The sequence below is a fragment of the Pseudarthrobacter sp. Hb11 genome (assembly GCF_059383655.1).
Map to the genome: position 1 here is coordinate 246,625 of NZ_JBWZCM010000002.1, position 12,757 is coordinate 259,381.

The following is a 12,757-nucleotide window of genomic DNA, read 5'->3' on the forward strand; positions in this document are numbered from 1 at the left end:
TTCCTATTCTCTCAGCTACCCGGCAAGCAGTTCGGCCACCCTGGGCGCCACCGCCGTCCCCAGCAGCTCGATGGAGCGCATCATGGCGGAGTGCGGCAACGGGCCGTTGCTGTACTTGAGGTCGAAGCGGTCCACACCCAGGTTTTGCTTGAGCAGGACAATCTTCCGGGCCACGGTTTCAGGCGACCCGACATAAAGGGCACCCTCGGGCGCGCACAGGGCGTCGAACTCTCCCCTGCCGGCAGGTCCCCAGCCGCGCTCGGCCCCGAGCTTGTTCCGCAGTTTCAGCCAGTGCGGGAAGAGCTCTTCCCGGGCCTGCTCGTCCGTTTCCGCCACGTGGCCGGGCGAATGCGTGGCAACCTGCTGCATCGGGTGACCGTACTTGGACATGGCTTCCCGGTACAGGTCCACCAGTGGGCGGAAGGCCCGCGGCTGCCCGCCGATGATCGCGAAGATGATCGGATAGCCGTACTGCGCGCACCGCAGCACCGATTCGGGTGTTCCGCCGACGCCGATCCAGGTGGGCAGCAGGTGCCGTTCCAGGGGCGGGTACACGCTTAGGCCGGAAAGGGCGGGCCTGGTGCGGCCTTCCCAGTGCACAGGCTTCTGCGCCCGAACCTTGTCGAACAGCTCGAGCTTCTCTTCAAACAGCACCTCATAGTCCGCGAGGTCCAGCCCGAACAAGGGGAAGGATTCAACGAATGAGCCGCGGCCCAGCATCACTTCGGCGCGGCCGTTGGAGAGGGCGTCCACAGTGGAGAACCGCTGGAAAACCCTTATGGGGTCATCCGAACTCAGCACCGTGACCGCGGAGCCGAGGCGGATCCGGGTGGTGCGCGCGGCAGCGGCGGCGAGGAAAACTTCGGGCGCGGAGACCGCGTAGTCCTTGCGGTGGTGCTCCCCCACCCCAAAGGCGTGAAGTCCGACGGCGTCCGCCAGCTCTGCCTGCTCCAGCAGCTGGCGCAGTACTTGCGCATGCGACTGTGGGCTGCCGTCGCGGTGCTCCCCGAGGTCGCCAAAGGTATTGAGCCCGATCAGGATCCGGCCCGTGCCCACCGGCTCTGTGGGCCCCAGGACAGTGGCACCAGGGACAGTGGCACCCGGGGCGGCTGGTTCCTGTCCGGCTCCGGCTGCAGCACCGGTTTGTTCTTCACTCATCAGGACTCCTTCAGCCAGCCGGCCAGCTCAGCCGCCCAGTACGTCAGCACCATGTGGGCGCCGGCGCGGCGGATGCCCAGCACGGATTCGGTGATGGCGGCGCGCCGGTCGATCCAGCCGTTCGCGGCGGCCGCCTCGATCATGGCGTACTCCCCGGAAATCTGGTACGCGGAAACAGGGACCGGACTCATGGCTGCCACGTCGGCAACGATGTCCAGGTAGCTCATGGCCGGTTTCACCATCACCACATCCGCCCCCTCGGCGAGGTCGAGTTCCACCTCACGCAGGGCTTCGGTGCGGTTGCCCGCGTCCATCTGGTACGTGCGCCGGTCGCCTTTAAGCTGGGAGTCCACAGCTTCCCGGAACGGGCCGTAGAAGGCTGACGCGTACTTGGCCGCGTAGGCAATGACGGAGGTGTTGGTGTGGCCTGCCTGGTCCAAGGCGGCGCGGATGGCTCCGACCTGGCCGTCCATCATGCCGGAGGGACCCAGCATGTGGGCACCGGCGTCTGCCTGCGCTACGGCCATCCGCGCATAGATCTCCACTGTGCGGTCGTTGTCAACATAGCCCTCGGCGTCCAGCACGCCGCAGTGCCCGTGGTCGGTGAACTCGTCAAGGCAAACGTCGCTCATGATGACGAGGTCGTCGCCGACCTCCGCACGGACGTCCCTGATCGCCTTGTTCAGGACTCCTTCAGGGTCGAGGGAGGCGGTGCCCTCCGCGTCCCGGGTCTCGGGGATGCCGAACAGCATGATGCCGCCGAGGCCCAGTTCAACCGCTTCCGCCGCGGCCCGCTTGAGCGTGCCCGTGGTGTGCTGGACAACTCCGGGCATCGACGTGATGGGGTTCGGCTCGCTGAGACCTTCCCGGATGAAGGCCGGAAGGATCAGCTCGGCCGGCGCCAGCCGGGTTTCAGCGGTCAGCCGGCGAATGGCCGGGGTGGTGCGCAGGCGGCGGGGGCGTTGGCTCGGAAAAGTCATGCTGTGTCCTTCACGATGTTCGTAAATCGGGTGAGTTCAACTGGCGGTTGGCCCGCATTACGGCGGCTCCCCGGCTACTCCTCCTGAGCCGAGTGCCGTTTCGACGGCGGCCACCAGTCCGAGTGGCGTGGGTTCAACAGCGGTTGCTGCAACGGTGAGGCCCAGTGCGGCGGCCTGTTCCGCCGTCGACCGACCAATCACCACCAGGCGGCAGCCGTGGAGTGGCGAGAGGGCGGAAATCCGCCTGACGGCGCTGGGCGAAGCAGCCACCACTGCATGGATCCGTCCGGCCGCGATGTCCGCGGCGGCTGCTTCCGGCGCCAGGAGGGAGTACGACGGCGCCCGCAGCCCCGGCCGGTCGTCCTCCAGCGGAATGGCGAGCCTGCGCTCCGCGGCCGCCGGATAGTCGACAGTGCGGTAGGCGGTCACTGCCGAAACGGTGCTGCCTGCCGCCGCCAGTCCGGCAGCGAGGCGCGCGGGTGCAATGTCCGCCTGGGGAAGCAACACCTTGCCGGCGCGAGCGGGCCACACCTTGAGCAGCCCTGCGGCCGACTGTTCGTCCCGGGGCGTCAGCGCCACTGGCAGGCCGGCGTCTTCGAGGAGCCTCCGGCAGGCCGGTCCTATCGCGGCGATCCGGGTGCCTGCGGGAATCCATTGCAGCAGCGTCAGGCCGCGTTCACGTGCCTTGGCGTTGAGCACGTGGACAGTGGTGGCACTGCTGATCACCAGCCAGTCAAACGCGCCGGCACCGAGCGCATCGCAGGCCACATCCAGGGAGTGCTGGTCCGCGGCGCGTTCGAAGTCGATCAGGGGCAGCAGGAGCGCCACCGCGCCGGCCTCCTCGAGGGCCGCCACGAGGGGCAGCGAGCGTTCCGGGCTGCGGGTGATCAATACCCGGGTCCCGGTGAGCGGCTTCCCGCTCCCGGAGCGGGCGACGGCGTCGGCTGTGCTGTCCGCCATGGTCAGCCCTCCCCGCACGGGGAATGCCGGACGCGGCGGGAAGGCAGTCCCATGGCCGGCTCAGGAAGCCTGCAGGTCTGCGATATCGGCGGCACCTGCGGCGAGGAGGACCTCGGCGAGTTCGATGCCCAGCAGGGTGGCCCCTACCTCCGTCAGCCCGTCGGTTGCCCGCTTGTCCCGGACAGATGCGGTGCCGTCCACGGCACAGACCACGGCCTCCAGGTGGAGCATGCTGCCCTTGCGGAAGGCGTACGCGCCCACCGGTGCTGCGCAGCCGGCTTCGAGCCGGGCCAGCAGGGCCCGTTCAGCGGTGACCGCCAGCCGGGTATCCGGATCGTCCAGTGCGGCGAGTGCCTGCGCCAGCACTTCCCGGGATCCCTCGCTGGAACCGGGCCGGGGTGGAGCGTCGGCTGTGCGGCATTCAATAGCGAGCGACCCCTGGCCGGCAGCTGGAAGCATAACGTCCGTCTCGAGGAACTCACTGACGGCATCCAGCCGGCCAATGCGCTCCAGGCCCGCTGCAGCGAGAACCACGGCATCGAGGTCGCAGGATTTCCCCGCAACCACCTGATCGGTGGCGTTGCCCGGAAGGCCGGGCACCCGGCCCAGGCGGGTGTCCACGTTGCCACGGATATCCACGATCTCAAGATCGGGCCTGGCGGCGCGGAGTTGGGCTGCACGGCGTGGCGAGCCGGTTCCTACGGTGGCACCGGAAGGAAGGTCGGCAAGCTTGAGCCCGTCACGGGCGCAGAGGACATCGCGGACGTCTACCCGCTTCGGTGTAGCCGCCAGGCTGAGCCCGACTGCGGCGCCGGTTGGCAGGTCCTTGAGCGAGTGAATCGCCACATCACATTCGTTGCGCAGCAGCGCGTCGCGCAGAGCGGCGACGAAAACGCCCGTGCCGCCCATCTGGGACAACGAACCGGTGAGGACGTCGCCGTCGGTCCGGATGTGGACGAGCTCCACGGGGAAGCCTCCTACCGCGGCGAGCTGGTCAGCGGTTTGCTGCGTCTGGGTCAGCGCCAGCTTGCTGGCGCGGGTTCCGATGCGGACTGTCACTGCTGCAGCGCTCCCCCGGCCGCTCCGGACTGGCCTGCAACAGCTTCGCCGGGGTAGGCATCGTGGCTGGTGCCCACCGTGGTGTCCGCTCCGGCGATGGTGGGCTTTTCCCCACGGAAGTTCGCGCAGCACCCCGGACGGCAGACGTCATACCAGGGCCCAAGGGCGGTTACGGCCGGGCGGTCGCTGATGTTGTTGGCAACGGTGCGTTCGGAAATCAGGTCCACCATGCCGTTGACGAACTTCCGGTGCGTGCCGGGCGTCGGGACGCGGGTGGCGGCGAGACCGAGGTTGGCGCAGGTTTCCAGGGCTTCCGTGTCCAGGTCCCACACGACTTCCATGTGGTCGCTGACGAAGCCGAGGGGCACAATAACGATGCCCTTGACGCCCTGGCCTGCGAGCTCCTCGATGGCGTCATTGATGTCCGGCTCGAGCCAGGGCACGTGCGGGGCACCGGAACGGGACTGGTACACGAGGGACCAGGGGGCGGTGAGGCCTGATTCCTCTTCCACACGCCGGATGACTGCGGCTGCGGTGGCGAGGTGCTGGGCAACGTACGCCGAGCCCTCTTCGAATTCGCGGGGTTCATCCTCGGACCGGCCTGCCGCATCCGCGTCCCGGGTGGGGATGGAGTGGGTGGCGAACAGGATCTGGACGGGCGCGTCAGGCGTGCCTGCGGCTGCGAGCTGTTCCCGGACCTTTGCCAGGCCTGCGGCAGTGCCTTCGATGAAGGGCTCCACGAAGCCGGGGTGGTCGAAGTACTGGCGCACCTTGTCCACCTCGAGCCGGCCGTCCAGGCCGGTTTCCGTCAGTGCCATGCCGATGTCCTCGCGGTACTGGCGGCAGCTGGAGTAGCAGGAGTAGGCACTGGTGGTGATCATGAGCAGGCGGCGGTGCCCGGCGTCGTACGCATCCTGGAGGGTTTCCGGGATGTAAGGGGCCCAGTTCCGGTTGCCCCACAGCACGGGAAGATCGATGCCCCTTGCTGTGAGCTCGGCCTCAAGGGCTGCCTTCAGCTCGCGGTTCTGCTGGTTGATGGGGCTGATGCCGCCGTTGGCGCGGTAGTGGTGTGAAACTTCCTCCAGCCGTTCGTCCGGGATGCCGCGGCCGCGCGTGACATTGCGGAGGAACGGAATGACGTCCTCCTGGCCCTCAGGCCCCCCGAAGGAGGCGAGGAGGACGGCGTCGTAGTTCTTCGGAGCCATCCGGCCGGCCTCGGTAACGGGGTTCACCGCGGTAATTTCGGCCGGATCCCGGGCTTCGAGGGGGCTCATGCCAGCACCTCCGCAACTTCTGCCGGGGAAATGCGGCGTCCGGTGTAGAAGGGGATTTCCTCGCGGACGTGGTTGCGTGCTTCCGTGGCGCGCAGGTGGCGCATGAGGTCCACCAGGTCCACGAGCTCCGGCGCCTCAAGGCCAAGGATCCACTCCCAGTCGCCCAGGGCGAAGGAAGAGACCGTGTTGGAGATCACCTGTGGGAAGTCGCGTCCCAGGAGGCCGTGGTCACGGAGCATCTTGCCGCGCTCGGCGTCCGGCAGGATGTACCACTCGTAGGAGCGGACGAACGGGTAAACGCAGAGCCACTCGGCCGGTGCGACGCCCCGGGAGTAAGCGGGGGTGTGGTTCTTGGCGAACTCGGCCTCGCGGTGCACGCCCATGGCGGACCAGACGATCTCCGTTCCGGCGAAGAGGCTGCTGCGGCGGATATCGCGGATGGCCTGCTGCAGCGCTTCCGGCTTGGGACCGTGGAGCCACACCATGACGTCAGCATCTGCCCTCATCGCGGAAACGTCGTAGCTGCCGCGGTGCGTCACGCCGGCCTGGGCGAGCCGGTCCAGCAGGGCCTCGAAATCAGCGGCAGCATTGGCATTGCGGATCAGTGCCTCGGAACGCTTGAAAACCGTCCAAAGGGTGAAAAACTGCTCGGCTGATTCTTCGGTTTTAGTGACAGATTCGGCAGAAGTGTGGCTCATGGTTACAAGTTTGCCCCTTCGTCCCCGTCAAGTCGAAACCAACAAGTTCTACAAAGCGTAGAAGTGCTCAAAGTCACAGCAGCGTCAGCTTTCCCGCGCTCCCGGACGCCCGGCAACCGGACTAGGGATTCCGCAGGCGGAAGAAAACCAGTCCTGCGGCACCGGCAACCCCTACCAGCCCGGAACCAAGCCACACCAGGGCACTTTTCGGTTCCGGCTGCGCTTTGAGCGTCGCGCTGCTGCGGACAGGGTTCCCAGGTATGGCTGCGGTGTACGGCGTCCACCCTGCCCGGGTCTGCGGCACGGAGTAAATCGGCACGTATGCTGTCTGTCCGCCAACTGGAGCCGTCCCGGGCACGCTGGGTACACCTGCCGTGGCATCGGCTGCGGACTGGTCATTCCCCGTCACGGGAAGGTCCCCGGCCACGGTTGATCCAGGCGAGGCAGGCATTGCCGGCGTCCCGCCTGACTCTGCGGACGTTTCCGGGAAAGCACGGGTGCCGGGGGCCCCGGCCCGCGGCGCTTCCGGCACGGCATCGGGGGCTGAGGGCGCAACGCCAGGCGCAGTCCCCGAGGATGCACGAGCGGAGTCCGAAGGGGCCGAAGCCGCTGGGCGGCTAACCGCCGGAGCGCCGGATACGGGGGCGTCGGATGCCGGACCGCTGGATACGGGGGCGCTGGGTGCCGGGGCGCTCCCGGTCGGAACCGGGGATGCCGTGGCAGTCGGCGCAGGCGTTGGGGTCGGCTTCTGTGTGGCCCTTACAGCCGGCCGGAGGGCTGAGGGAACCGCGGACGCGGAAGGCGCAGCAGTCGGGCTAGGGCTGGCGGCCCGGGCAGGCTGGGAATCCTTGCCCTTGCCTGAAGGACCCTTGTTTTCGTTCTTCCCGTCACGGTTGCGGCCGGGCGCGTCCTCGCGTGCTGCAGCAGCCTGGCCCCTTAGCTGGGCCACCACCGGGAGGGATTGAGTGTCCACGGCAGGGACCGCCGGGTCACCGGGGTCGGGCGCTCCCTCGGTGGCTTGGGACGCCGGGACGCCTGTGGCTAGAACCAGTACCGCTCCGATTGCCGCGGCTGCTGCGCCGCGTCGGATTCCCCCATTGGTACCGGTCCGGGACATGGAAAACTCGGACCTGTTGTGAACCATAGTCATCGACACTAATCAGTTGGCCAGCTGATGTTAAAACCAGCAAAGGCGGGATCGGTGGCCTGAAACAGCAACGTTTTGCGCTGCTGTCCGGCTGACCAGCGACGATGCTCAGCCGGCAAGATTCCGGATTTGCGTCACCGTGTCGGACACCACTGCGGCAAGCCCGTTCCCGGCCACCCAGCCACCCACCACGGCGAGATCGCCAGCCGCGTTGCATGCTTCCCGGATTGCCGTCACCTTGGCACGGTGCCCGACGGCGGCAAAAGGCAGGGAGCCGCGCCACCGGACAACGTCCCACTCCACAACGTCCTGCCGGCTGATGCCAACGTCCAGCAGGGCCGATGCATCGCGAAGTGACGCTGCCAGGAGCTCATCATCAGTAACCGGCCCACCGGGCTGATTGCCGGCGCCGTCGACGCGGCCGTAGGAGAGCCGGATGACATGCCGTCCGGAACCCGCGGCGGCTGCCAGCCAATCCCACTTGCCGGTGGCGTGGGTCAGGGCCTTTGCCTGGATGCCGGCAGTTTGCGGCGCAACGAGGATGCCGGTGCCGCGAGGACGGCGGTCCAGTTCGGGCTTGTCCAGGACCAGGGTGACGAGTTGCACGTCCGGCCCGGAGCCCGGTTGCTTCCCCGCAATGGCCGGGACTGCTTTTTCCAGCAGCCCGACGGCGGCCGGGCCGTCCACTGCCACCGCCAGCAGCCCGGCGTCGTACGTCTTATCCCCGGCGGCTACGCGCCACCCTTCGGAAGTCCGGGAGACGGACGTTGCCCGCATGCCGGGCAGGAGCGTCACGCCCCGGCCGCGGAGGTCGCTCACCAGGGCGCTGACCAGGGTGTGCATGCCGCCTTCCAGGCCTGCGACAGCGGAGCCTGCCTTGGCCGGACCGCTGCTGTTGCGCCGTTGGGAGGCCACGGCGGCGGCCAATGAACCATGCTGCCGGAGTCCGGCGCGGAGCCCGGGGGCCACCATGTCAACGTCGAGAAGTCCCGGATCAGCGGAGTGGACGCCGCCCACAACAGGCTCTACCAGCCGCTCCAAAACCCGCCGACCCATCCGTGCCCTCACGAGCGCGGACACACTGACAACGTCCGCGGCCGTGCCGATGGACGCCGGCAGAACCCTGTCGAGGGAAGCGCGGAGCGAGCCCAGCAGGCCCAGGGACCGGCGGACCTCAGGATCCCAGGGGTTGGCCGGAATCCCCAGAACGCCGGTCTTGGGAAGTTCGCGCGGACCGTCCGGGAGCTGAACCCAGGCGCCGCCCGGCCGCGGCGCAACAATCCTGTTCGAAAGGCCCAGCTCCCTGGCGAGGCCCGCGACGGCGTCGGACCGGGTGGCAAACGATTCGGCACCGCTGTCCAGTGTGAGGCCGGCTACAACGTGGCTGCCCACGCAGCCGCCCCACTCCACGCCGGCTTCCAGGACAGTGACCCGGTGCCCGGCAGCGGCCAGCTCCCGCGCGGAGAGCAAACCTGAAATCCCGCCGCCCAGCACCAGCGCGGATTGGGCTCCAGCCTGGTGACTCGCCACGGTTATTCCGGCGAGATGGAGTGGATGAGCTCTACGACCCGGGTGAGGACGGCAGGGTCGGTCTCGGGGGGAACGCCGTGGCCGAGATTAAGGACGTGGCCGGGCGCGGCTGCTCCGGCTTCAATAACAGAGCGGACGTGGGCTTCGAGGATGTCCCAGGGGGCCGACAGGAGGGCAGGGTCGATGTTGCCCTGCAGCGGGACCGATCCGCCCAGCCTGCGGTTGGCCTCGTCCAGCGGCAGGCGATAGTCAACGCCCACCACGTCCACGCCTACGTCCCGCATCGCGACAAGAAGCTCGGAGGTGCCGGTACCGAAGTGAATGAGCGGCGCACCCAGGTGCCGCACATGGTCGAGGGCGCGCGCGGAGGCCGGAGCCACGAATTTTGTGTAGTCGGCCAGGCCCAGGGAGCCTGCCCACGAGTCAAACAGCTGCCCCGCAGAGGCGCCGGCCTCCAGCTGGGCCTGCAGGAACATGCCGGACGCGTCGGCAGCCCAGTTGGCGAGCGCACGCCAGGTCTCCGGGTCTGCGTGCATCATGGTGCGGGGCCCGAGGTGGTCGCGGGACGGCTTGCCCTCCACCATGTAGGCAGCCAGGGTAAAGGGAGCTCCGGCGAAGCCAATCAACGGGGTGCTCCCAAGTTCGGCCACCGTGAGGCGGACTGCTTCGCGGATGGGTTCAAGCGCCTCCCAGGTCAGCTGCGGCAGGGCGGCCACGTCGGCGGCTGTCCGCACGGGCTTGTCCAAAACCGGACCTACCCCGGGCACGATGTCGACGCCAACGCCTGCCAGCTTCAACGGGATGACGATGTCGGAAAAGAAGATGCCCGCGTCCACGTCGTGGCGGCGGACTGGCTGGAGTGTGATCTCCGAAGCAAGCTCCGGCCGCAGGCAGGAGTCCAGCATGGCGATGCCTTCGCGGACCTTGAGGTATTCAGGAAGGGAGCGCCCGGCCTGCCGCATGAACCAGACGGGGCGGCGGGATGGCTTCCCGCCCCGGTAGGCCGTGATCAGCGGCGAGTCTGCGGTGCGGCCATCCACCAGTGGATGGTCTGCAGCAAGGGCGCCGGCAGCGGACGTGGCAGGGCTGGAAGTCATGCCTTCGATTGTGCCCAAAAACGGCAGTAAAAGATAACGACAGTCTGTCACGCGAGGGGCAGCTGCCAGCGCCCATGCCCGCGCGTGGCAGGAATCACAGCCCCGGCCACCCGCTTCCGCGCCGGACAGTTGTTCTACCGAGGAACGAAAAAGCTATGATTGACCTGCTGTGGTTCTTTTCTCATTGGTGGCTACACACGCCGACATCGATCTTGAGACCGTTGCTCAGTTGAGCAACGGTGCTTCCGGGATCGCCACATCCGCTCTCTCCGGATCGCCGGCAGTGACGGGTGCGGTGGTCCTTGCCACCTGCAACCGGTACGAAATCTACGGCGAAGCCCTCCACCCGGACGACGTCGAAGCCGCCCGCGCTGCCCTCGTCGCCCAGATCAGTGACGTGAGCGGGCTGAGCGAACCGCTCGTCTCCCGCTCCTTCAGCACCCGCACCGGCCCCGAAGTAAGCCAGCACCTCTTCGCCGTCAGCGCCGGGCTGGACTCCGCTGTGGTTGGAGAGCGCGAAATTGCCGGCCAGGTACGCCGGGCACTCATCACCGCACAGCACGAAGGAACCGCCAGCTCAGGGCTCGTCCGGCTGTTCCAGGCCGCGTCCAAGACCGCCAAGGACGTCGGCGCCCAGACTGCCCTCGGATCAAGGGGGCTTTCCATCGTTTCCGTAGCCCTGGATCTGGCAACTGACCTTTCCGAGAACCCGGACTGGTCCGGCAAGAAAGTGGTGGTCTTCGGCACCGGAGCCTACGCCGGTGCCACGATGGCCCTGCTGCGCGAACGCGGCTGCACCGACATCTCCGTCTTCTCCTCTTCCGGCCGCGCCGAAGGCTTTGTAGCCACCCGCGGTGGCACCGCCCTCGATGCCGAGTCGCTGCGCCCCGCCGTCGCCGCCGCTGACGTAATGATCGGCTGCAGCGGTTCGGACACCCGGGTCGAAGCCGACGAACTCGCCCTGGTGCGTGCAAATTCGGCGCAGCCGCTGATTGCCATCGACCTCGCCCTGACCCATGATTTCGACCCCGGCGTGGGCGAGCTGGACGGCGTTGAGCTGCTGACCCTGGAATCCGTGCGCCTGGCCGCACCGCAGGAACAGGCTGAATCACTGACGCAGGCAAGCGGCATCGTCAGCGGCGCTGCCAAAGCCTTTGAGCAGGAACGGGAGGCCCGTTCCGTGGATACCGCGATCGTCGCACTGCGGCGGCACACCATGAACGTCCTGGACGCGGAGATGGAAAAGGTCCGTGCCCGGCACGGCTGCACCGCCGCGGCCGAGGAAGTGGAGTTCGCACTCCGGCGCATGGTCAAGCAACTGCTGCACGTCCCCACCGTGCGCGCCCGCGAACTGGCCGCCAACGGCCAGCAGGACGAGTACGTCGCCGCCCTGGAGGCCCTCTACGGCATCACCGTTGAGCAGCCGGCAGCCCGAGCCGTTCCGCAGGCTGAATGCCCGGTGGACCACAGCGGTCTCGAAAGCGCCTGACCACCTGGGGCAACGCCCGCTCACATACAGCCCGTTTTCAGGCAACGCCCGCTTACTTTCTTCAAGCAAGTGAGCGCGCGTCCTGCAAAGGGGCGCTTTAAGTGAGCGGGCGTCGTTGGGCCGGGTTCAGTAGACGGGCTTGTGGGGCTCCACCTCGCGCACCCAGGCGAGGATGCCGCCGTCGAGATGGCTGACCCGCTGATAACCGGCCTTCTGCGCGGCGGCCAGCACGTTTGCGGATCTGGTCCCGGCCTTGCAGAGGAACACAATGTCCCGGTCCTGCGGGAGCTCCTGCCACGCCTCGCCCGCAAGGATCCGTCCCTGTGGTATGAGCACGGCGCCGTCGATTCGAACGATGTCGTATTCGCCGGACTCCCGCACATCCACCAGCTCAAAGTCCTTCAGGCCGGCATTGCGCGATGCGAGCATGGTGGCCAGCTGGGTGGCGGTGACCGTGTGTTCCGTGTCCGCCTGCGCCGCCGGCGTGATGCCGCAGAACGCCTCGTAATCCGTCAGCTCCGTGATGGGCTCAGCTGCCGGATCCTTCGAGACACGGATTTCGCGCCAGCTGCCGCCGAGGGCGTCGAACAGGGCCACGCGCCCCAGCAGGGAACGTCCGACGCCGGTGATCAGCTTTACTGCCTCGGTGACCATCAGCGATCCCACGGCAGCGCAGAGCATGCCAAAGACGCCGCCCTCACCGCACGAAGGGACGGAGCCCGCGGGCGGCGCCTCAGGATAGAGGTCGCGGTAGGTGGGACCGTGCTTTTCCCAGAAGACGCTCACCTGCCCGTCAAAACGGAAGATGGAGCCCCAGACGTACGGCTTACCCAGGATGGCGGCGGCGTCGTTGACTAGGTAGCGGGTGGCGAAGTTGTCGGCGCCGTCCAGGATCAGGTCGTAGCCGGCGAACAGCTCCAGGGCGTTGGAAGCATCCAGGCGGACGTTGTGCAGCCGGACATCCACCAGCGGATTGAGGGCGGCGATGGCGTCCCGCGCCGATTCGATCTTGGGCCGCCCGACGTCGGCCACGCCGTGGATGACCTGGCGCTGCAGGTTGCTGAGGTCAACGGCGTCATCGTCGATGATTCCAAGCGTTCCCACCCCTGCAGCCGCAAGGTAGAGCAGAGCCGGAGATCCGAGCCCGCCGGCGCCGATCACCAGTACTTTTGCGTTCTTGAGCCGCCGCTGCCCCAGCGCCCCGATCTCGGGAATAATGAGGTGCCGCGAATAGCGTTCCACCTCGTCAGGAGTGAGCTCACCTGCCGGTTCAACGAGCGGATCCAGTGAAACAGTCGAAACATTTGCGGTGAATGTCGAAGCCATACTTCAATGTATGCCCCGGGATACCGCCGGGTCATATTA

The 12,757-nt window shown here is 67.5% G+C and carries 11 protein-coding genes; 1 reads left to right on the forward strand and 10 read right to left on the reverse strand.

The features are described from left to right. Positions 1-15: 15 nt before the first annotated feature. The 9 genes from AC50X7_RS04850 to hemE form a co-directional block, all read right to left on the reverse strand. The gene (locus tag AC50X7_RS04850; protein ID WP_494977991.1) at positions 16-1,158 is read right to left on the reverse strand and encodes an LLM class flavin-dependent oxidoreductase; all 1,143 of its coding nucleotides are present in this window, start codon (positions 1,156-1,158) and stop codon (positions 16-18) included. Continuing rightward, positions 1,158-2,138, reverse strand: coding sequence for a porphobilinogen synthase (gene hemB / locus AC50X7_RS04855; RefSeq protein ID WP_494977992.1), 981 nt, complete (start codon positions 2,136-2,138; stop codon positions 1,158-1,160). Before hemB ends, AC50X7_RS04850 begins: the two co-directional genes overlap by 1 nt. 57 nt (positions 2,139-2,195) lie before the next feature. Further along, positions 2,196-3,098, reverse strand: coding sequence for a uroporphyrinogen-III synthase (locus AC50X7_RS04860; RefSeq protein WP_494977993.1), 903 nt, complete (start codon positions 3,096-3,098; stop codon positions 2,196-2,198). A gap of 60 nt (positions 3,099-3,158) precedes the next feature. After that, positions 3,159-4,157 (reverse strand): hydroxymethylbilane synthase, encoded by a 999-nt coding sequence (hemC, locus tag AC50X7_RS04865; RefSeq protein ID WP_494977994.1) that lies wholly within the window; start codon positions 4,155-4,157, stop codon positions 3,159-3,161. Then, positions 4,154-5,431, reverse strand: coding sequence for a ferrochelatase (locus AC50X7_RS04870; RefSeq protein ID WP_494977995.1), 1,278 nt, complete (start codon positions 5,429-5,431; stop codon positions 4,154-4,156). Before AC50X7_RS04870 ends, hemC begins: the two co-directional genes overlap by 4 nt. Continuing rightward, positions 5,428-6,129, reverse strand: coding sequence for a hydrogen peroxide-dependent heme synthase (hemQ, locus tag AC50X7_RS04875; RefSeq protein ID WP_307094477.1), 702 nt, complete (start codon positions 6,127-6,129; stop codon positions 5,428-5,430). Before hemQ ends, AC50X7_RS04870 begins: the two co-directional genes overlap by 4 nt. Before the next feature lie 121 nt (positions 6,130-6,250). Next, positions 6,251-6,448 carry a hypothetical protein gene (locus tag AC50X7_RS04880; RefSeq protein ID WP_494977996.1) on the reverse strand — a complete coding sequence of 66 codons (198 nt, stop codon included), beginning with the start codon at positions 6,446-6,448 and terminating at the stop codon, positions 6,251-6,253. A gap of 936 nt (positions 6,449-7,384) precedes the next feature. Then, a complete protein-coding gene (gene hemG / locus AC50X7_RS04885) occupies positions 7,385-8,806 on the reverse strand; it encodes a protoporphyrinogen oxidase (protein ID WP_494977997.1) in 1,422 nt (473 codons plus the stop codon). Between the two features lie 2 nt (positions 8,807-8,808). Continuing rightward, complete coding sequence (hemE, locus tag AC50X7_RS04890) at positions 8,809-9,903, reverse strand: uroporphyrinogen decarboxylase (RefSeq protein ID WP_494977998.1); 1,095 nt, start codon at positions 9,901-9,903, stop codon at positions 8,809-8,811. 169 nt (positions 9,904-10,072) lie between these two features. Between hemE and AC50X7_RS04895 the strand changes: the two genes are divergently transcribed. Then, entirely contained in the window at positions 10,073-11,392 is a 1,320-nt protein-coding gene (locus AC50X7_RS04895) for a glutamyl-tRNA reductase (RefSeq protein ID WP_494977999.1), read from the forward strand. Between the two features lie 126 nt (positions 11,393-11,518). Here the strand turns inward: AC50X7_RS04895 and moeB are convergent, their stop codons facing one another. Then, positions 11,519-12,718 carry a molybdopterin-synthase adenylyltransferase MoeB gene (moeB, locus tag AC50X7_RS04900; protein WP_494978000.1) on the reverse strand — a complete coding sequence of 400 codons (1,200 nt, stop codon included), beginning with the start codon at positions 12,716-12,718 and terminating at the stop codon, positions 11,519-11,521. Between the last annotated feature and the right edge of the window lie 39 nt (positions 12,719-12,757).

Coding starts and splice junctions, on each gene's coding strand:
- AC50X7_RS04850 (WP_494977991.1), bottom strand. CDS start 1,158: ATGAGTGAAGAACAAACCGGTGCTGCAGCCGGAGCCGGACAGGAACCA.
- hemB (WP_494977992.1), bottom strand. CDS start 2,138: ATGACTTTTCCGAGCCAACGCCCCCGCCGCCTGCGCACCACCCCGGCC.
- AC50X7_RS04860 (WP_494977993.1), bottom strand. CDS start 3,098: ATGGCGGACAGCACAGCCGACGCCGTCGCCCGCTCCGGGAGCGGGAAG.
- AC50X7_RS04870 (WP_494977995.1), bottom strand. CDS start 5,431: ATGAGCCCCCTCGAAGCCCGGGATCCGGCCGAAATTACCGCGGTGAAC.
- hemQ (WP_307094477.1), bottom strand. CDS start 6,129: ATGAGCCACACTTCTGCCGAATCTGTCACTAAAACCGAAGAATCAGCC.
- hemE (WP_494977998.1), bottom strand. CDS start 9,903: ATGACTTCCAGCCCTGCCACGTCCGCTGCCGGCGCCCTTGCTGCAGAC.
- moeB (WP_494978000.1), bottom strand. CDS start 12,718: ATGGCTTCGACATTCACCGCAAATGTTTCGACTGTTTCACTGGATCCG.